Source organism: Bartonella sp. bp_1 (assembly GCF_055808085.1).
The window spans coordinates 541,423-561,366 of record NZ_CM147851.1 but is presented as its reverse complement, the minus strand read 5'-3'; the positions used below and the strand labels follow the sequence as shown (position 1 = coordinate 561,366).

Genomic DNA, 19,944 nt, shown 5'->3' with positions numbered 1-19,944 from the left:
TCGAAAATCTTTTCCTCCATATAGAAAAATAAGCCGCGATGCCTATAGTGCAAACATTGAAAAAGCACAAAACGGCTATTGTAAAAGGATCAGACTCCCATGTTCATGACCCCCGTTGACGGCATTGTCATTCTTGTGACAGTGATTTCGGCTTTTCTAGCCATGGTACGCGGTTTTTCACGCGAAGTGCTATCTCTGGTTTCCTGGCTTGTTGCAGCCATTGCAGCCTATATGCTTTATCCCTATCTCGTCCCCATATTGATGGGACACTTGTCAAGTGTACTGATTGCAACGGCAGTAGCCGCAGCCGTCATTTTTCTGGTTGCCTTTATCATTATATCCGTCATCACCATGAAGATTGCAGACCTTATCATCGATAGCAAGATCGGCGCTCTTGACCGCACCATCGGTTTTATTTTCGGCATTTTACGCGGCCTACTGATTATCGCTGTTGCAACACTGCTGATCAATCACATGGTCAAGCCCGAAAAACAACATGCATGGATTGCCGAAGCAAAAACCAAACCTATGTTTGATGCTCTGAGTGTTAAAATATGGGATGTCCTACCTAAGAACCCACAAGACTATCTTGAAGACCTGCTTGGCCCGAAAGATAATAAGGACACAACAAATGGTCCAGTTGAATCACCTGTTATGCCGGAATAAGTCGACAGAATCAAAAAGCCAGCTTCCGATTGGCCTATGATTATGTTATGAACTGTTTTTAACATCGATGCGTGAAAGGCGACGATGGCGATGAACGATCACAATCATTCCGATTTTTCTCTTGATGATGACACACTGCATGAAGAATGCGGTGTTTTCGGCATTTTAGGTCATGATGACGCCTCGGCGCTAACAGCACTCGGACTTCACGCCCTACAGCATCGAGGTCAGGAAGCGGCGGGGATCGTTTCTTATGACGGCCAGATATTCCATACAGAAAAACACCCAGGCCTCGTTGGCGACCACTATACCGATCCGGCTACTCTTGCCCGTCTTCCCGGCAATCAGGCTATCGGCCATACACGATATGCAACAACCGGCGGCGCGGGGATGCGAAACGTGCAGCCGCTTTTCGCCGAGCTGGAAGTCGGCGGCATTGCTATTGCCCATAACGGCAATTTAACCAACGGTCTAACCTTGCGGCGTGAACTCATCGCGACAGGCGCTATCTGTCAATCGACATCGGATACAGAAGTTATTCTTCATCTCATTGCCCGTTCACGCCATGAATCATCATCCGATCGTTTTGTAGATGCCATCAAACAGATTGAAGGCGGTTATGCCATGCTGGCACTAACCCGAACCAAACTGATTGCGGCACGCGATCCAATCGGCATCCGTCCGCTTGTCATGGGCGAACTCGACGGCAAACCGATTTTTTGCTCGGAAACTTGCGCACTTGATATTATTGGCGCCAAATACGTTCGTGACGTCGAAAATGGTGAAGTCATCATCTGTGAAATCCAGAAAGACGGCTCCATTACGACGAAGGTTATCAAGCCGGAAAATCCAAAACCCGAACGTATCTGCATGTTTGAATATGTCTATTTCGCCCGTCCCGATTCATCAATCGGCGGGCGATCTGTCTATCAGGCGCGTAAGAATATGGGCGTTCATCTGGCACAAGAAGCCCCATGTGAGGGCGATGTTGTCGTACCAGTTCCCGATGGCGGCACACCAGCAGCTATTGGCTATGCGCAAGAAAGCGGCATTCCATTTGAACTCGGCATCATCCGCAACCATTATGTCGGGCGAACCTTTATTGAGCCGACCCAGCAAATACGTGCTCTCGGGGTCAAGCTTAAACATTCGGCCAACCGTGCTGTCATCAGCGGCAAACGCATTATTCTCGTCGACGATTCCATTGTACGCGGTACAACCTCGATCAAGATCGTTCAGATGTTGCGTGACGCGGGTGCAAAGGAAGTCCATATCCGTGTTGCGAGCCCGATGATTTTCCATCCCGATTTCTACGGTATCGATACACCGGAGGCGGCCAAACTTCTGGCCAATCAATATCCCGATGAAAAAGCCATGGCTGCCTATATCGGTTGCGATACATTACAGTTTATTTCCATTGATGGACTTTACCGTGCCGTCTGTGGAGAAAACCGTAATAATACACAGCCACAATTTACTGATCACTACTTTACCGGCGATTATCCGACACGTCTTCTGGATCAGGAAAACGCCAGTAATGTTCATAAACTCGCTGTCTTAAGAAGCAGCCGGTAAAAGAGAAATGACCGACAACTTCCGCCTTGACGGAAAAATTGCCCTTATCACCGGTGCATCGCGCGGCATTGGCTATGCGTTGAGCCTGCAGCTGGCCAAACGCGGTGCCCATATTATTGCTGTTGCACGCACCACGGGCGGTCTTGAAGAACTTGATGATCAAATCAGAAAAAATAGCGGCACCGCAACGCTTGTTCCGCTTGATCTACACGACATGGAAGCAATCGACCGTCTAGGCGCAACAATCTATGACCGCTGGGGCGTGCTTGATATCCTTGTTGCCAATGCTGGCATTCTTGGCACAATCTCGCCTATCAACCATATTGAATCAAAGACTTTTGATGATGTCATGACAATCAACCTTGTCAGCCAGTGGCGTCTGATCCGCAGTGTAGACCCTCTATTGCGGAAAAGTGAGGCTGGAAGAGCTATACTCATGTCCTCTAGCGTTGCCCATTCGGCACGTGCATTCTGGGGAAGCTATGCGGCTTCAAAAGCCGCATTGGAAGTGATTGGCCGGACATGGGCGGATGAAACAAAAAATACGTCACTCAAAATCAACAATGTCAATCCCGGTGCCACTCGCACAAGCATGCGCGCCCAAGCGATGCCGGGTGAGAACCCACAAACCCTGCCAACAACAGAAGAAGTCGCACAAGCTATTGTCATGCTTGCGTCGCCGCATTTGCAGCAATCCGGTAAACTCTTTGATGTGCAACAAAAACGTTTTTTGACCTATCATCTACCCGACTGAGCTATCTTCAGCATTCTACCGATCCCAAACGTACTGAAAAATATAGTATCAACTTGATTGGAGTCGTTATATGAACCAAGATAATAAACGGATCATCATCACCGGTGGCCCCGGTTCTGGAAAAACAACGCTTCTAAAGGCGCTGGAAGAAGATGGGGGCCACATCATGCCCGAGGCTGGCCGTGCCATTATCAAGGCGCAAAAAATAATTGACGGGCCAGCTTTACCGGAAAAAGATCCCTTGATCTTTGCCGAACATATGCTGAGTTGGGATATCCGCAATCATGATGAAGCAGGACTGATTAATGCGGATGTTTTCTTTGATCGCGGCATACCAGATATTATTGGCTATCTAAGATTGATGAACCTGCCTATAGCCCCTTTTTTTCAAGCAGCAGCCTTGCACTATCCCTATTATAAAACCGTATTCATCGCACCATTCTGGGAAGAAATATATGCCTGTGACGAAGAACGCAAACAGGACAAAGCCGAAGCCCGCACGACCTGCCAGATCATGGAAAAAACCTATAGCGAACTTGGCTATCTCATTGAAGTCCTCCCTAAAACCGATATTGTCGGAAGAGTAGACTTCATCCGCTCAAAGCTTGCTGAATAAAGCTCAATCAGCAGCCTGTTTCTTGCTTGGGCCTTCATCCTTATACATTTCAATCAGACGGCGCCGATTATAAGCTCTGACACTAAATGGAAGAAAAGCAATATAACCAAAGGCAGTCAATGTCAGCGTCCACCATGTATAGGTTACCAGAAAACCGACATAGGCAACCAGTACCAACATCATCGGTACAGCCATATCGCGACGTAATTTGGAACCAATAGTCTTGCCGCTCCAAACCGGCAAACGGCTTACCAGAAGGAAAGCAACGACAACTGTATAAAAGCTGAAAATAAAAGCTGAAACAATGCCTGTTCCCAAGCCAATCGAGCCGAGATAGACGGGCATCAACACAATAAGAGCGCCGGCAGGCGCAGGCACGCCGACAAAATATTCTTTCTGCCATGCCGGTTGCTCTTTATTTTCCAGCATCACATTAAAACGGGCTAATCGCAAACAACAGGCGATACAGTAGATCAGGGCAGCAACCCAACCAACCTGATGGGCCTGATCCAACATATAAGAATAGACAACAAGCGCAGGAGCGACACCGAAATTGATAACATCGGCCAATGAATCCATTTGCGCACCGAAAGGCGAAGACCCTTTCATAATCCGTGCGACACGCCCGTCCACACCATCCAGCAAAGCGGCAATCAAAACCATCAAAATGGCATTTTCAAAACGCCCTTCAAATGCCAAACGAATACCGGACACACCGGCACAAATAGCCAGAATAGTAATAACATTAGGGATGACATAACGCATCGGAATAGGCGAGCGGCGACGGTGGAGTTCGTCTTCTGACGATCCTTCAGGATCAAACGATGGAAAAGGCGATGATGAATCCATGTTCGTTCCTTACACTTATCAGTCCAACCGGAAATCTGTAATGTTCTTGCTCTTGTCAAAGGCAGCCAGAACGGTTTCTCCGGCAATAGCTTTCTGACCAACGCTGACACGAAGCTTTACATCCGACGGCAAATAGATATCAAGCCGTGAACCAAAACGGATCAGGCCAAAACGCTTGCCGGCAACAACTTTATCACCTTCACGCGACCAGCAGACAATACGTCGCGCCACAAGACCAGCCACCTGAACAACACCAATATTGCCATGTGCTGTCTCGATCAACAGGCCATTACGTTCATTATGGTCACTTGCCTTGTCTAGTTCAGCATTTGCAAATTTACCGGGTCTATAAATAACCGAACTGATTGTGCCATCAATTGGAATACGGTTTACATGACAGGAAAACACATCCATAAAAACTGAGATACGGATCATTTCTTCATCCCCGAGACCAAGCTCGACAGGCGGCATGAAAGGGCCGACCCATGAAATCTTGCCATCGGCAGGACTCATAACCAGATGTGGATCAATTGGTGTCACACGCTCAGGATCACGGAAAAAATAGATGGACCAGACCGTAACAACAAGGCCAAACCAGAAAAGCGGATCCCATATATAGCCCAGAACAAGCGAAATAATAAAAAATGCCGCAATAAAGGGATAGCCTTCACGATGGATGGGGGCAAAACTATTACGGACAGAACGTACAATACTCATAAATCCAGACTCTATTCCTTCCAGAGCATATCGGCCCTACCAAAGACAAAACAAACCGATTATAAATCTGATCCTGTTCCTTTTACAGAAAAACATCAGATCACACTGCATAATCACATTTCGTTTTCTTTTATTCAATGCAAAGCCAAAAAGCTATTCCCTTCCACGATAAAAACGATCTTTAGCCTCTATTAAGGCTGCTCCGCGCGTTCGATAAACCCGAGATCATCCTCTTCGCGTATTTTTCGCAGCTGTTCTTCCACAGCACTCGCCTGTTTCTGCCGATCCCACATCGAAGCATAAAGACCATTTTGGGCCAAAAGCTGTTGGTGCTTGCCACGCTCGACAATTTCACCACTTTTCAATACTAATATCTCGTCAGCATCCACAACGGTTGATAGACGATGGGCAATAATCAATGTCGTACGCCCACGGCTGACCATATTAAGCGCTTGGCTGATTTCCTGTTCCGTTGCGGTATCGAGCGCCGATGTCGCCTCATCCAGCATCAATATAGGCGGCGCTTTTAAAATTGTACGGGCAATAGCAACACGTTGTTTCTCGCCACCGGAAAGCTTAAGGCCGCGTTCGCCAACCATGGATTGATAGCCTTCTGGCAACTGCTCGATAAAAGTCGATATCTGCGCCATTTCTGCAGCCTTGACGACATCCACCTCACTGGCATCCATCCGCCCATAACGGATATTATAAGCAATTGTATCATTAAATAGCACCGTATCTTGTGGAACAATGCCGATTGCCTTGCGCAAGGATTTTTGTGTGACATGGGCAATATTCTGTCCATCAATAGTGATTTCCCCCGCATCGATATCGTAAAAACGATAAAGAAGACGCGAAATTGTTGATTTTCCCGCACCTGACGGGCCTACCAGCGCAACAGTCTTACCCTCCGGCACCTCAAATGTAACATTTTTTAAAATCGGACGGGCATGATCATAAGCAAAACTGACATTTTTAAAAACGACACGCCCTTTATCAACTTGCAAATCCTCTGCCTGCGGCATATCAACCACTTCTTGAGGAACATCCAACAATGAAAACATTGCTTCAATATCAGTCAGCCCTTGGCGTACTTCACGATAAATGGAACCGATAAAATTAAGCGGTATTGACAGCTGGATAAGCAATGCGTTGACAAACACGAAATCACCCAAACTACGCGTGCCATGCGACACTTCATAAGCAGACATCAACATCATCGCAGCCATGCCGACACCAAAAATGACGGCCTGTCCAAAATTGAGCCAACCGAGCGATACCCAAGTACGGATTGCAGCCTTTTCATAACGGGCCATAGAAGCATCATACCGGACAGCTTCCCTGTCCTCATTGCCAAAATATTTAACAGTTTCGAAATTGAGTAATGAGTCAACCGCCCGAACATTGGCCTCAGTATCAGACTCGTTCATCTGGCGACGTATACTGATACGCCAGTCACTGGCTTTAATAGTGAACCATGTATAAAGCCCAACGGTGGCTGCCATAACAACAAGATAGCTCCAACCATAAGACAGCCAAAAAATAAAAGCAGTCAGTGCAAATTCCAGCAATGTAGGCGCTGTATTGAGGATGGTAAATCGTACGATAGCCTCAATACCTTTAACCCCACGTTCAATTACACGCGACAACCCGCCGGTACGGCGCTCAAGATGAAAACGCAATGACAATTCATGCATATGGACAAATGTCTTATAAGCAAGATTTCTGACCGCATGCTGCCCGACATTGGCAAAAAGCGCATCCCGGAGCTGGTTAAGACCGGCCTGTAGGATACGCGCGACATTATAGGCAAGCACCAACATAACCGGTGTTGCCAAGGTCATTGGCAACCAGTCCGGCATAAACATTCCACCACTCAAGGCATTGGTTGCATATTTAAAAAAATAGGGAACAATAACCAGAATGATCTTTGACAGAACAAGATAGAAGAATGCCCAAAGTACCCGCCGCTTTAAATCAGGGCGGTCTGATGGCCACATATAAGGCCATAAATTGCGTAAGGTACGTAGTGTTTCGCCGGAATCGTCTGATACGGTTTTCGGCTGATGATATACTGACATATACTTTATTTCTTTAAAAGTGGCGGCAAAATCAAAATCTGCCCTGCTTGGATTTTATGAATATCATGGATACGGTCACGGTTCGCCTCAAAAAGAAAATTGGCATAATCGGCAGAACCATAATTATGATAAGCAATGGATGATATTGTGTCGCCACTTTTTACACGTACTGAATCAACCGGCTTACCATCAGAATAGGCCTGTGTATTCAGCGTCTTATCCGGATCAACATGGAAAGGCACACGCATAGTAGCCCAGACCTTGCCAGCGTCATCCATCAAGTCGGTACGAATAATGTGATCTCCCGCCAGCAGCTGGAAATCACGAATAAGTAAAAAAGTGCCGTCTCCCATAATCTGTTCATTGCCAAGCCGTCGATCTTCGATGCTAACCAAGACATGCATGTCTTTTGGTCCATGGCCAAGAATAGCCAAAGAACCTTTTTCATAAGCCATGCCTTCGACGGCAAAATTCTTTTCCTGAGGTTTCCCATTGCTGATCGTGCTTGGTGCCTGCGATATAAAACGTCGTCCTGCCCCCGGCGAGGTTACAATAACCATGATTGCCGTTTTATCATTTTCAGGCACCGTGACAGAAGCAGTCTGAAGCGAAGTTGCAGAATGGCCGTCCTTATCCGTTGAACGCAAAACCCACTGATAATCACCTGCTTTCAGCTTATGTGATAGGATAATTGTAAACTGTTCCCGTGAATCAACAATTGCAGAACCCAGATTACTTGCACCGCTGACAAGTTCCACAATCGTACCGGACTGTGCATAGCCACTTAACTCACCATGGCCATTCTCATTCACGATGAACCTATCGAATACCGGAAGCTTTTCAAGCTTTTCTGCCTGCTGGTTTTCAACAGCATCGGACTGCGCAAACACTGTTATAGGAGCCACTGCACTAAGAAAGACAAAGCACAATAACATCAAAAGGTTATAGAATCGATGTAACAAAAAATATCTCCATTCGATATTTATCTTACATTATGACCGGCAATCAAAAGAAGAAATAATCATAGCCAGACAACAAAACATATATTTCCTATGCCTCAAAGTCACATAATGTTCAACTCGCCGCAGATGAAATCCCCGATGAGTTGCTTGACTCCCGCCATTAATCGCAACACATAGAGAGTATGAATAAAATTAAATCAATATGTGTTTATTGCGGATCATCAAACGGAGAGGATCCGCTTTATATCAAAGCAGCCGAACATTTTGGCCAACTTTTAGCCGAAGCCGGCATCAAGCTGGTCTATGGCGGTGGCACCAAAGGCATTATGGGTGCGGTTTCACGCGGTGTTAAAAACAACGGCGGCGTAGTAACCGGTATTATTCCTGAATTTTTGACAGACAAGGAAGCTACAGCCGGCACCTTGACAACACTTGATGAACTGATTGTAACAGAGACCATGCATCAGCGTAAAACATTGATGTTTGAGCGCTCAGATGCCTTTGTAACCCTACCCGGCGGTATTGGTACATTGGAAGAGATTGTTGAAATAATGACATGGGCACAATTGGGCCACCATCAAAAACCGATGGTTTTTGTCAGTATCAATGATTTCTGGAAACCGATGGAAAGCCTGCTTGCCCATATGATTGAAGAAGGCTTTATCCATACGCATAATCTTGTCAGGCCCATTGTTGTCAATCATGTTGAAGCTGTTATACCGGCTATTCTGGATAAAGTCGCGCAAAACGGCTCATAAAGCCGATCGCTGCCGGTTATAGAAACACCGGCCCTCCCCGCCATTATTCAATCGTATGGATTCTACGCTTTTCCAACTGCAGGCTACGATAGGCCTGAATACTCGATATTGTATAAATCACCAAACCTATCCAAATCAAAGCAAAGGCAACCAGCTGCACATAGGAAAAAGGTTCTTTGAAAAAGACCACAGCCATAATGAAAACCATGGTTGGCGTTATATATTGCATCAAACCCAATGTCGCAAAATTAAGCTTCTTGGCCGCGGTAGCAAACAGGATTAACGGAGCCGCTGTCAATGGCCCTGCCAATAAAAGCAGCAAGCTATCATCAAGTGTTGTTTGTAGAAAATGGCTTTCCCCTCGCCACAAAAGATAGCCGATATAAACGAGCGCAATCGGCAGCATCAAAGTCGCTTCCAGCATAAAACCCTGCGCAGGTCCAATCGGCATGGATTTACGGAAAAAACCATAAAAAGCAAATGTTAATGGCAGGCAAAGTGCAACCCATGGCAATCCACCTGCATTGACTGCCAGAATAACCACAGCACAACAGGCCAGCATGACCGAAAACCATTGTACCGGCATCAAGCGTTCACGCAAAAAGATAAATCCAAGCAGCACATTAACTAAAGGATTGATGTAATAACCCAAGGCTGCGTCAATCGCATGGTTATTCATAATCGCCCAGGTATAAATGGTCCAGTTTGCAGTAATCAAAACAGCCGTAAGACAGGCCATACGTAAAACAGCGGGATTAGCCAATGCCGCCTTCAAATCGCCGACGCGCCGTAAAACCAACAGCGTAATACCTGCAACAGGCACCGACCAAATCATACGATGGCCGATAACTTCCAGCACAGGCATATAAGCCATCACCTTCATATAAATCGGAAACATGCCCCATATGAGATAGGTCAAGAGCGCAGCAATCAAGCCGCTTTTCGTTGATGTCGATTGCTGGCGGGAAGATGAATTCAACAGAACACCTGCATTTCTATAAGCATATGATCCTATCTATAAAGCAATCAATGGAGTTACCTAACTCAAGCGACTATAATAAAAAATACGTAAGACCAAACGAAAAGCAACACGGCCGAAAACCAGCTTGATCACAATATAACCGCAACGACCTCTATATTCCATGCTATGTTGACCACTTTAATGAAAGTAACAACTATTTCTTGACTTCCCAATGACTAATCCGCTCACCGGTTTCAGGATTTTTGCCATCTTTCACCACAACACCTTGTTGCGCCAGTTCGTCCCGAATGGCATCTGCAGATGCCCAATCCTTATTGGCAATAAATGAAAGTCTTTCTTCCAATTTCGCCTCAATTACCTTCGTATCAATAGCAAGCACACGATGAAACAGCGGATGTTCACGATCATGAATAAAGCTGTCATCGACAAATCCCATCAGGGTCATCCCCTCTCCCAAGGCCCGTACATCGCCCTGCTTATAGAAACGGCGCAGACAGGTGATCGCGTTCCATGTATTGAGGTCATCCCCCAACGCCGCCACCAGATCATCATCAGCGCTTGTATCAATGGCAGAATCAAAATCAATCTCGCGCAATAATTCATACCAGCGATAGAGTTCATCACTTGATTCCTGCAATCGCTGTAGCGTCCAGTTGATCGGTTCTCGATAATGCGTCTGCAACATGGAAAAACGCGCGCATAGGCCAATCCACCGTTCACGTATGGATATTTCTATATGATCGTTAAAAAGATCGATATCCGTTCCAAGAACATCCCGTATAGTGACAAAGTTACCAAGGCTTTTAGACATTTTTTGTCCTTCAACCTGCAAAAAGCCGTTATGCATCCATAAGTTAGCCATACGTGCACTGCCAAAAGCCGAACAACTCTGGGCAATTTCGTTTTCATGGTGAGGGAAAACCAGATCAATACCGCCACCATGAATATCAAAAATATTAGTTTGCGGATCATCGCATTTCAAACCACCGCCATAAGGCTCTAACAGTTTTGCCATCGACATGGCCGAGCATTCAATATGCCATCCCGGACGTCCCAGTACGGCAATACCTGCCGGAGAAGGCCAACCGGGTTCACCTTGGGCAGAAGGTTTCCACAAGACAAAATCCATCTCGTCACGCTTGTAGTCTGCAACATCGACACGGGCACCCGCGATCATCTCATCAAGCGAGCGCTTGGCCAACGATCCATAACGCGGATTCTCTCCCATACTTGATACGGAAAAAAGCACATGATCCTCAGCGACATAAGCATGCCCCCGTTCTACCAGTCGTTCAATCAACGCTCGCATATCATCCAGATGATCAGTAGCACGCGGTTGCACAGTTGGCGGCAAGCACCCTAATGCTGCCACATCACGCTGGAACTGCTCATTGGTCTTCTCTGTCAGCAGGCGGATAGCATCATTCAAGGGTAGATCAGGATAATCACGTACCGCACGTGCATTAATTTTATCATCGACATCGGTAATATTGCGCGCATAGACCACATGATCGGGGCCATAGATATGCCGCAACAAACGAAACAGCACATCAAATACCACAACAGGACGCGCATTACCGATATGGGCATAATCATAAACCGTCGGTCCGCATACATAAATACGTACCGCCTTGTCATTGATCGGTGTAAAGTCCTGCCGTTCACGGGTCAACGTATTATAAAAGCGCAATGAAACCATCAATATTTTCCTGATTTTTATTGTTTTTGACAAGTCATAGGCAAAGCGTCAAGCGGCAGAATGCAAGGGCATCAAAAAAGATGCAGCTGCCCATCATTTTTCAATAATTTTTCTTGCTTATTATCATCAACCACAATCGCCTTCTGCACATCCGCCCCGCGATAGGCAGCATTATTGATTTTATTCGATATAGGAACCGCTTCCAGCCCATCATCACAAGGCATACGCAGATAATCCAAAATATCACGCGGGCGCATATTGCGACAATCCAACCAATCCTCGGCCATTTGCGGGCTCAATATAACCGGCATGCGATGATGGATGGCTTTCAAAGATCCGGTTGACGCTTTTGTTATAATTGCCACCGTATCAATCTGAGACCCTTCCGCGCCACTCCACGTTTCCATCAATCCGGCAAATCCTATCAAAGGCTGTTCTTTATGACAGATATAAAAGGGTCTGGACGCATGGCCGCTCCGCTTTTTCCATTCATAAAAGCCTGAAGCCGGAATGATCACGCGATGATAACGAAGGGCATTCTGGAAAGACTTTTTTTCATGCACCGTTTCGGCACGGATATTGATTGTCAATGGCCATTTATCCGGATTGCGCGTCCATGCCGGAATAAAGCCCCATCGCGCCAAAACACTATCATAAGGTGCACGATTGCTGCTTGGTGGACGATAAGCTTCCGGTGCCTTAACCACCAGAACACCTTGGCTTGGCGCAATATTGTAAAGTGGGGGGAAAGGCATTTCAACCAGCGTTGAAAACCTGCTTTCGACCGCTTCAACCGATGCTGTCAATGCAAACCGCCCGCACATCTTATAGCCCTTCATTGCCACAATCAAACACCATAGGCAAGAGACATCAATAAAAGCAAATGAAAATCTATTGTAATTCAATGTGTTTTGCGCCTATTCTATTCAGACAAAACACCGCTCGATTGGCTTCATCATGTTGACACTGACCTCTGTCCCGCCATCCCATCCGGTCAACGCAGTATCGGTTGTCTGCCGTGTGCAATCCAAGTTTCTTCTTATCAAGCGGGCTAAAGCCACCTTCAAACATTGGCTTGCTTTTCCCGGTGGCTCGGTTGAAGCTGGTGAAACACCGATTGAGGCCGCCAAACGTGAACTATTGGAAGAAACAAATTTGACCGCCCACCAATTAACCCATCTTGTTACACTTAATTTTGGTGATCAGGATAAACAGGCGCCCGACTATTTTCTTTCCGTCTATCATGCCGACCATTTTGAAGGCAATGTTATCGCCGGAGATGATGCACTTGAAGCGGTATGGATGGATATCCATCAAATGCAGTTTGAAAAAGTTATACCTTCGGTCTATCAGGTGGCTTTCCAACTCATGAATCAAGAGAATCAACTTTCATGATTAAACACCTCATAATCTGTCTATTTTTATCACCGCTCTTCAGCCTGACAGCTGTAGCGCAAAATAATGTCGCCCCTCAATATGAAAATGATCTGCTGCGTTTTGCCGAAATATTGGGATCCCTACATTATCTTACCAATCTATGCAGTGAAAAAAGTAACGAATGGCGAGATCGCATGACAACCCTTGTTGAAGCCGAAAAACCTTCCCCGAATCGGCAAGCACGGCTTTATGCGGCATTCAACGATGCCTATCGCGCGTTTTCAGAAAACTATCATCAATGCACCCCCTCAGCCCTGTCAGCCTATCAACGCTATATTGAAGAAGGCAAAAAGCTCTCACGGGAATTAATCAATCGTTATGGCAATTAACCTTTTTTACGATCATAGACTGACAGAATAAAAAAAACTGCTAGATTGATTCCATCCTAATCAAAGCCCAAAAGAACACACGGATTTTACCATGAAGCAAGACAACAGCCAGCTCGCCGATCTTATTGCTGAAGAACAGAAACTGGCCGCGTTGGAATATCAAAGTGAAGCCTGGGCAGGCGGTATCATGAATGGTATCGAACCAGAAATATTTGCTGAAGCCGCTTTCGATACGGCTCTGCGCCATTTGCTAAAAAAACGATCGGAAAAACAGGCACTCAAATTGCTCGGCCGCATGCGTGACAAAATTGTTATGGGCGAATATAGCGATCATAAAACGATTCAATAAGGTCTGATAATATGTTGAAACGACTGGCTTTTACACTTGTTGTTTCTTCTGTCTCTATTATGGCGGCTGCGGCCGTACCCAACGGTACCCCTCATATTGAAAACTCTCATGATTGGATTGCAGTCAATAAAGCCATTGATAATGACTGGCATCAGGATAATTCTACCAAAAACCAATCCAACAATCTGGTTCCGCTTGATGGCGTTGATGGCAAACCAAACAAATTTGATGAAAACGATGCAAAAGTCAGCATTGAATATGATCTTGAAAAACTACCATCAGCAGTACGTCAATTACGTGAAAAGATCATTCTAGCCGCCAAGGCAGGCGATCTTGATGCATTACGACCACTCTTTGAAACCGGTAGCGATGCAACACAATTATCCTTGGCACAAAATGTTGCAGATCCGGTGAAATACATCAAAGAGCTTTCAGGTGATGGCGAAGGACTTGAAACACTGGCTATCCTTATTGATCTTTTCAATAGTGGCTACGCCCATATCAATGCGGGTGAAGATGATGAAATCTATGTCTGGCCCTATTTCTTTGCCCTGCCGCTTGATGATCTCAGCAAGCCTCAGCTGGTTGAGCTTTTCCAGATCATGACAGCCGGCGATCTTGAGCAGATGAAAGAAATCGGTGCCTATAGTTTTTATCGCATCGGCATTACACCGGATGGCAAATGGCGCTTCTTTGTAACCGGTGACTAAATTAAAAATTCAATGTGAAAGTGTTTCCAGATAAAGTGGCAACTGGGCAATTGAGGAAAGCTTCTTGTAACGCGGCTCACCTCGCGGCTCTTCGGCCTCTTCCAGAATCCAGGTGATTTCATAGGGGATATGCACCCCATAGGCACCAGCCTGAAGCGCTGGAACAACATCAGACTTCAACGAATTACCCACCATCATGGCACTTTGCGGTCCCTTTCCATGGCGTAAAAACAAGGTACGATAGGTATCCATATTCTTATCGCTGACAACTTCAACCGCATTAAAGAAATCTCCAAGCCCCGATTGGGCCAATTTCCTTTCCTGATCGAACAAGTCACCTTTTGTAATCAATATCAGCTTATAATTTTCATGTAATAGAGATAAGGTTTCCCTCACATCCGGCAGCGTTTCAACCGGATGGTTGATCATGGCCCGCCCAGCTTCCAGAATCCTGGAAATAATATGTGTCTCAACCCGTCCCTCAGTGACTTCTATCGCCGTCTCGATCATTGAAAGCATAAAGCCCTTAATCCCGAAACCATAAAAATCAAGATTGCGCTTTTCGACTTCAAGAAGATGGCGTTCCAAACTCTTTTCATCGACATAATCGGCAAGCACTTCAGCAAATTGCGCTTCTGTAAAACGAAAAAGACGTTCATTGTGCCAAAGCGTATCATCAGCATCAAAAGCCACGACATTAAACATCACATCATCCCGTCATCAAAAATCTTGCCCATCAAGATCATCTCATATCTTGCATGAAAGACCATGACCGCTTACCTAAATTGCAACCAAAAAGAAAGCTGCAAAGGAAAAGTCTATGAGCGGCAATATGAAAATATGGACATTAGATAACCGACGGGTCCTTTATATTCGTGGTCGAGATAACGAGCATTTCTTGCACAACCTCATCACGACTGATGTCGAACATCTGGAACAAGGAACGATCTCAGCCGGTGCGCTCTTGACACCGCAAGGCAAAGTAATGTTCGACTTTCTTATTGCCCGAACAGTCGATGGTTTTCTGATCGACATTGACCAGATTCTGGTAGAAGCATTCAAAAAACGGCTCTTGCTGCATAGACTGCGTGCGGATGTCTATATTGTTGAATCAAATGAATCAGTTGGCGTGATTGCTTTGCAGTTTGATTCATCTCTCTTGCAAAGTGATTCCGCTTTTATTGACAAGCGTTTCAAAACAAAAGAAAAAATCATAAGATTGTATGGCCCCCTCCCCTTTCCTGCCAACCAGACAATAAACACATGGACACAGTTTCGTATTGATAATGCAATTGCGGAAAGTGGCCATGATTTTATCATTGGCGATGTCTTACCCCATGATATCAACTACGACCAAATCGGCGGCCTCAGTCTTCATAAAGGTTGCTATATCGGTCAGGAAGTTGTCTCGAGGATGCATCATCGCGGCACAGCGCGGCGACGACTATTAATTGTAGAAGCCGATGAAATACTGCCAGCAAGCAAGATGCCGGATGTACAATCGGAAATAACAAGTGGCGGGCGCATTATCGGTACATTAGGCAGCGTAGAAGCTAGTAAAGCTTTAGGGCTGGTGCGTATTGACCGCGTAAAAACGGCGTTGGATAAAGGAGAACCGATTCTGCTTGATAATCTTCCTCTTACCTTGTCGATTCCACCCTATGCAACATTTACCTATCCCGAAACGGCTGATGAATAATGGCTAAAAAAGATATTAAAGACGATGGTCTACCACGCGCTTGGCAACGCATGCTTTCAGGTCGCCGCCTTGACCTGCTTGATCCTTCACCTCTTGATGTCGAAATCAGCGACATTGCGCATGGTTTGGCACGTGTAGCGCGCTGGAACGGCCAAACCAAAGGCGATCACGCCTATTCCGTGGCCCAACACTCCCTTCTTGTCGAACAGATTTATGTGAGGCTCGCCCCCCAAGCATCTGCCGATATGAAACTTGTCGCCCTTTTGCATGACGCCCCCGAATATGTCATCGGCGATATGATCTCGCCTTTCAAGGCTGTGATGGGCGGTGATTATGAAGTCATCGAAAAAAGATTGCAGCATGCCATTCATATCCGTTTTTCGCTCCCCCCTGGTATTGACGAAAAATTACAAAAAACCATCAAGCAGGCCGATCGGATCGCTGCCTTTTATGAAGCAACAAAATTAGCTGGTTTCACCCAAAGTGAAGCCTTCAAATATTTTGGCCGCCCACAAAGCATCACCCCTGATGGTCTTGATCTTATCCCTCGCCCTATCCAGCATATCGAGGGCAGCTTTCTGGCACGCTTCCATCATCTTGAAAAAGAACGCACCCCATGAGCTTCATCATTGTCTGCCCACGATCCCGGCTAGAAGAAGTCGGCATACGCTATCAACCCCATGACATGATCACACTGATCAATGCCGGAACACCGGTCACCCGACCGTTATCCGTCAGTGAAGCCCGCCATCACTATATTGCCTTTAATGATATTAATGCACCGCAAGACGGACTGACACCGCCGGCCCCCGAACATATCCACGCCTTGCTGAGGGCCGTCCATCACTGGGATATGGCCGCCCCCTTACTTATCCATTGCTATATGGGCGTCTCGCGCTCGACTGCTGCCGCCTATATTGCAACCTGCCTGTTGCAGCCTGAAAAGGATGAAGAAGCACTTGCATTGGAATTACGTAAAAAAGCGCCCTTTGCGACCCCTAATGCCCTGATGATTGCCATTGCCGACCAGATATTATCCCGTGAAGGACGCATGATTGCTGCCATCAAGAAGATTGGTCGCGGCGCTGAAGCTTTTGAAGGCGAGCCCTTTGAATGGGATATCGATTCATAATGACAACGCATTGTCAACATGACAATATGTTGTCATTATGACAAATCAAATAGAACCATTCAATACAATGGTGATTGCTCTTTTTCGAGCCAATCACGCCATCATCGAAATGGGCGATAGAATCTCTACCGCCCAGAATCTCAGTGTTGCCCGCTGGAAAATACTCGGTGCATTACAGCGCGCACAGCCCCCTTTGACGGTGCCGCAAATTGCACGTGAAATGGGGCTGACACGACAAGCTGTCCAGCGCACGGTTGATGATCTGAATCGCGACGGCTTTATTCGCGCCATGCCTAATCCCGAACATAAGCGTTCTATCCTTTTTGAATTAACACAAAATGGCCAAACCGCTTTTGCCAATATTAACGAATCTTGGGAAAAGGCCGCCAAACAATTGATAGCCAACATGCAGGATGTCGACTACCTGCACATTGCACAATCTTTGAAATCGCTATCTGATCTGATCGAGGAAGAACCTATCTGATGAAAAGAAATATTGTATCCATCATCCACCGCCTCGCCGGCGGTGTGGCCCTGCTCGTCCTTATGATTTTCTGGTTGTCTACAGTTGCGAACGAGCTTTCCGGCAATTGGGACATGATCCGTCATGTCAAGATCGCCATTCCACGCGGATTTGTTATTCTCATACCGGCATTGATCATGACGGGGGCCTCCGGTTTTCGCCTAAGCGGAAAATCCACACATACGGCTATTGTCCATAAAAAACGCCGTATGAAATGGGTTGCGCTTAACGGCCTGTTTGTTCTCATTCCTTGCTCATTGATTTTGCAGTGTCTAGCATTAGAGAACCAATGGGGCGTTTTATTCACAACCGTCCAGATTATCGAACTGATCGCCGGAGCCGTCAACATCACGCTGATCGTCCTTAATATCAAAGCCGGAATGGCCATTAAGCGGCGAAAAAATCATAAAATGCCTTCTTGATACGCTGACTACTTATAAACCTCAGATTCAGCCGGAAAAGCGCGGGATTTTACATCATCGGCATAATTTTTCACAGCCTCATCCATGGCCTGTCCCAACTGCCCGTAACGGCGCACGAATTTCGGCGTCCAATCATTAAAGCCAAGCATATCCTGCAAGACCAAAATCTGTCCATCACACTGGTTCGATGCCCCGATACCGATAGTTGGAATTGTGAGAGCTTTGGTAATCTTGACAGCTAATGGTTCAACCAGACCTTCCAGCACCACACTAAAAGCGCCAGCCTCTTCAACCGCTGCGGCATCGGCTTCAATACGCGCCCAATCATCATTATTGCGACCTTGCGTCTTGAAGCCGCCAAAAGTATTGACTGCCTGTGGCGTCAGCCCGATATGGGCCATAACCGGAATACCACGTTCTACCAGATAATTAATTGTCTCTGCCATGGTAACACCGCCTTCAAGCTTCAGTGCACCACAACCGGTCTCACGCATAATACGCGCAGCATTGCGATACGCCTGTTCCTTGCTTTCCTCATAAGAACCAAAAGGCATATCGATTACAATCAGCGATTGACTTGAACCGCGCATCACAGCTTGACCATGCAAAATCATCATATCAAGTGTAACGGGAAGCGTTGAATCAAACCCATGAATAACCATCCCGACACTATCGCCAACCAATAAAAAGTCGCAATGAGGATCGGCTAAACGGGCTGTAAATGCATCATAGGCTGTCAGGGAAACAATCGGCTCCTTGCCTTTTTGAGCACGAATCTGCGGCACGGTACGGCGCTTTACAGCTGTCTGGGCACTCATTATTCTACCTCTTTCAATTCCCTCTGGTCTATCAGACGGACATCGCCAAAGCGAACAGTTATCAATAATACAGCATTGCCGCAAACTTCGCCTTCAATATCCTGCAATGTTCGCGCATCAAGAAGATCAACCGCTTCCACATGTCCGCGTTTTTCCTGCCCCAATATGTCCAACACAATCTGGCGCAGCCGATCCACATGCCGCTCACCCTGTTGATAAAGCGCTTCAGCAGCCTGCCATGCCTGCGGAATGATCACAGCGGCCTTGCGATCTTGTGGCGTCAAAAGCTGATTACGCGAAGAGCTTGCCACACCATCTGCATCACGCAAAGTCGCTACACCGACAATCTCGACCGGAAAAGCCAGATCATCGACCATACGGCGGATAATAGTGATCTGTTGAAAATCCTTTTCACCGAAAAAAGCCTTATCCGGCTGGATAATATTGAAAAGCTTCGCAACAACCGTTGTCACACCACGAAAATGACCGGGACGCAAAGCACCAATCAGTATTGTAGATAAGTTCTCGGTATCAACAAATGTTTCATTACCTTGCGGCCACATTTCTTCGACACTGGGAGCAAACACATAATCTACCTGCTCTTTTTCAAGTAATGCACAATCCCCCTGCAAATCGCGCGGATAAGTATGAAAGTCCTCACCTGGTCCGAATTGCTTGGGATTAACAAAAATTGACACAACAGTCACATCGCAAGCCTCTTTGGCATTGCGTGCCAATGTCAGATGCCCGATATGCAATGCTCCCATGGTCGGCACCAGACCGATCGTTGCACCTTGCCGACGCTTGAGAGCCAAAACAGCGCGCATTTCGGCAATAGTCTTAATTATACGCATGGACATTCCTGA

The 19,944-nt window shown here is 46.4% G+C and carries 24 protein-coding genes; 14 read left to right on the top strand and 10 right to left on the bottom strand.

The window, feature by feature from the left end:
* Positions 1-99: 99 nt before the first annotated feature.
* From ACYZ97_RS02825 to ACYZ97_RS02810, 4 genes are all read left to right on the top strand, one after another.
* A complete protein-coding gene (locus ACYZ97_RS02825; protein WP_473299987.1) occupies positions 100-666 on the top strand; it encodes a CvpA family protein in 567 nt (188 codons plus the stop codon).
* A gap of 84 nt (positions 667-750) precedes the next feature.
* On the top strand, positions 751-2,241 hold the full coding sequence (purF, locus tag ACYZ97_RS02820; RefSeq protein WP_473299986.1) for an amidophosphoribosyltransferase: 1,491 nt from the start codon (positions 751-753) through the stop codon (positions 2,239-2,241).
* A 7-nt stretch (positions 2,242-2,248) separates the two neighbouring features.
* A complete protein-coding gene (locus ACYZ97_RS02815; RefSeq protein ID WP_473299985.1) occupies positions 2,249-2,995 on the top strand; it encodes an SDR family NAD(P)-dependent oxidoreductase in 747 nt (248 codons plus the stop codon).
* Positions 2,996-3,065: 70 nt separating this feature from the next.
* On the top strand, positions 3,066-3,611 hold the full coding sequence (locus tag ACYZ97_RS02810) for an AAA family ATPase (RefSeq protein ID WP_473299984.1): 546 nt from the start codon (positions 3,066-3,068) through the stop codon (positions 3,609-3,611).
* A 3-nt stretch (positions 3,612-3,614) separates the two neighbouring features.
* On the opposite strand, the gene pssA is transcribed toward ACYZ97_RS02810, so the two are convergent.
* The 4 genes from pssA to ACYZ97_RS02790 form a co-directional block, all read right to left on the bottom strand.
* A complete protein-coding gene (gene pssA / locus ACYZ97_RS02805; protein ID WP_473299983.1) occupies positions 3,615-4,460 on the bottom strand; it encodes a CDP-diacylglycerol--serine O-phosphatidyltransferase in 846 nt (281 codons plus the stop codon).
* Positions 4,461-4,478: 18 nt separating this feature from the next.
* Positions 4,479-5,177, bottom strand: coding sequence for a phosphatidylserine decarboxylase (locus ACYZ97_RS02800; RefSeq protein ID WP_473299982.1), 699 nt, complete (start codon positions 5,175-5,177; stop codon positions 4,479-4,481).
* 191 nt (positions 5,178-5,368) lie between these two features.
* Positions 5,369-7,258 carry an ABCB family ABC transporter ATP-binding protein/permease gene (locus tag ACYZ97_RS02795; protein ID WP_473299981.1) on the bottom strand — a complete coding sequence of 630 codons (1,890 nt, stop codon included), beginning with the start codon at positions 7,256-7,258 and terminating at the stop codon, positions 5,369-5,371.
* A gap of 5 nt (positions 7,259-7,263) precedes the next feature.
* Positions 7,264-8,148, bottom strand: a complete 885-nt coding sequence (locus ACYZ97_RS02790) for a LysM peptidoglycan-binding domain-containing protein (RefSeq protein ID WP_473299980.1) — start codon at positions 8,146-8,148, stop codon at positions 7,264-7,266.
* A 254-nt stretch (positions 8,149-8,402) separates the two neighbouring features.
* On the opposite strand from ACYZ97_RS02790, the gene ACYZ97_RS02785 reads away from it, so the two are divergent.
* Positions 8,403-8,978, top strand: coding sequence for an LOG family protein (locus tag ACYZ97_RS02785; protein WP_473299979.1), 576 nt, complete (start codon positions 8,403-8,405; stop codon positions 8,976-8,978).
* A gap of 43 nt (positions 8,979-9,021) precedes the next feature.
* Here ACYZ97_RS02785 and rarD read toward each other — a convergent pair whose 3' ends face one another.
* From rarD to ACYZ97_RS02770, 3 genes are all read right to left on the bottom strand, one after another.
* Positions 9,022-9,957, bottom strand: coding sequence for an EamA family transporter RarD (gene rarD, locus ACYZ97_RS02780; protein ID WP_473299978.1), 936 nt, complete (start codon positions 9,955-9,957; stop codon positions 9,022-9,024).
* Positions 9,958-10,153: 196 nt separating this feature from the next.
* Positions 10,154-11,659 carry a cysteine--tRNA ligase gene (cysS, locus tag ACYZ97_RS02775; protein ID WP_473299977.1) on the bottom strand — a complete coding sequence of 502 codons (1,506 nt, stop codon included), beginning with the start codon at positions 11,657-11,659 and terminating at the stop codon, positions 10,154-10,156.
* Positions 11,660-11,730: 71 nt separating this feature from the next.
* Positions 11,731-12,483, bottom strand: coding sequence for an SOS response-associated peptidase (locus ACYZ97_RS02770; protein WP_473299976.1), 753 nt, complete (start codon positions 12,481-12,483; stop codon positions 11,731-11,733).
* 133 nt (positions 12,484-12,616) lie between these two features.
* Here ACYZ97_RS02770 and ACYZ97_RS02765 point away from each other — a divergent pair, with 133 nt between their 5' ends.
* From ACYZ97_RS02765 to ACYZ97_RS02750, 4 genes are all read left to right on the top strand, one after another.
* Positions 12,617-13,054: an NUDIX hydrolase gene (locus tag ACYZ97_RS02765; protein ID WP_473299975.1), complete on the top strand. Its 438-nt coding sequence runs from the start codon at positions 12,617-12,619 to the stop codon at positions 13,052-13,054.
* On the top strand, positions 13,051-13,425 hold the full coding sequence (locus tag ACYZ97_RS02760) for a TIGR02301 family protein (protein WP_473299974.1): 375 nt from the start codon (positions 13,051-13,053) through the stop codon (positions 13,423-13,425). The genes ACYZ97_RS02765 and ACYZ97_RS02760 overlap by 4 nt, the downstream gene beginning before the upstream one ends.
* Before the next feature lie 91 nt (positions 13,426-13,516).
* Positions 13,517-13,774: a hypothetical protein gene (locus tag ACYZ97_RS02755; protein ID WP_473299973.1), complete on the top strand. Its 258-nt coding sequence runs from the start codon at positions 13,517-13,519 to the stop codon at positions 13,772-13,774.
* A gap of 11 nt (positions 13,775-13,785) precedes the next feature.
* Positions 13,786-14,484 (top strand): hypothetical protein, encoded by a 699-nt coding sequence (locus ACYZ97_RS02750; protein WP_473299972.1) that lies wholly within the window; start codon positions 13,786-13,788, stop codon positions 14,482-14,484.
* Between the two features lie 9 nt (positions 14,485-14,493).
* Here ACYZ97_RS02750 and ACYZ97_RS02745 read toward each other — a convergent pair whose 3' ends face one another.
* Positions 14,494-15,189: an HAD family hydrolase gene (locus ACYZ97_RS02745; protein WP_473299971.1), complete on the bottom strand. Its 696-nt coding sequence runs from the start codon at positions 15,187-15,189 to the stop codon at positions 14,494-14,496.
* A 115-nt stretch (positions 15,190-15,304) separates the two neighbouring features.
* Here ACYZ97_RS02745 and ygfZ point away from each other — a divergent pair, with 115 nt between their 5' ends.
* Genes ygfZ through ACYZ97_RS02720 form a run of 5 tightly spaced genes read left to right on the top strand, consistent with a single transcriptional unit; the run spans position 15,305 to position 18,260 of the window.
* Positions 15,305-16,183: a CAF17-like 4Fe-4S cluster assembly/insertion protein YgfZ gene (ygfZ, locus tag ACYZ97_RS02740; RefSeq protein WP_473299970.1), complete on the top strand. Its 879-nt coding sequence runs from the start codon at positions 15,305-15,307 to the stop codon at positions 16,181-16,183.
* A complete protein-coding gene (locus ACYZ97_RS02735) occupies positions 16,183-16,803 on the top strand; it encodes a YfbR-like 5'-deoxynucleotidase (RefSeq protein WP_473299969.1) in 621 nt (206 codons plus the stop codon). The genes ygfZ and ACYZ97_RS02735 overlap by 1 nt, the downstream gene beginning before the upstream one ends.
* Positions 16,800-17,315, top strand: coding sequence for a tyrosine phosphatase family protein (locus ACYZ97_RS02730; protein ID WP_473299968.1), 516 nt, complete (start codon positions 16,800-16,802; stop codon positions 17,313-17,315). Before ACYZ97_RS02735 ends, ACYZ97_RS02730 begins: the two co-directional genes overlap by 4 nt.
* A gap of 37 nt (positions 17,316-17,352) precedes the next feature.
* The gene (locus tag ACYZ97_RS02725; RefSeq protein ID WP_473299967.1) at positions 17,353-17,799 is read left to right on the top strand and encodes a MarR family winged helix-turn-helix transcriptional regulator; all 447 of its coding nucleotides are present in this window, start codon (positions 17,353-17,355) and stop codon (positions 17,797-17,799) included.
* Entirely contained in the window at positions 17,799-18,260 is a 462-nt protein-coding gene (locus ACYZ97_RS02720) for a hypothetical protein (protein WP_473299966.1), read from the top strand. The genes ACYZ97_RS02725 and ACYZ97_RS02720 overlap by 1 nt, the downstream gene beginning before the upstream one ends.
* An 8-nt stretch (positions 18,261-18,268) precedes the next feature.
* On the opposite strand, the gene panB is transcribed toward ACYZ97_RS02720, so the two are convergent.
* Both panB and panC read right to left on the bottom strand, forming a co-directional pair.
* Positions 18,269-19,078: a 3-methyl-2-oxobutanoate hydroxymethyltransferase gene (gene panB / locus ACYZ97_RS02715; protein ID WP_473299965.1), complete on the bottom strand. Its 810-nt coding sequence runs from the start codon at positions 19,076-19,078 to the stop codon at positions 18,269-18,271.
* Positions 19,078-19,932 carry a pantoate--beta-alanine ligase gene (panC, locus tag ACYZ97_RS02710; protein WP_473299964.1) on the bottom strand — a complete coding sequence of 285 codons (855 nt, stop codon included), beginning with the start codon at positions 19,930-19,932 and terminating at the stop codon, positions 19,078-19,080. Before panC ends, panB begins: the two co-directional genes overlap by 1 nt.
* Positions 19,933-19,944: the final 12 nt, after the last annotated feature.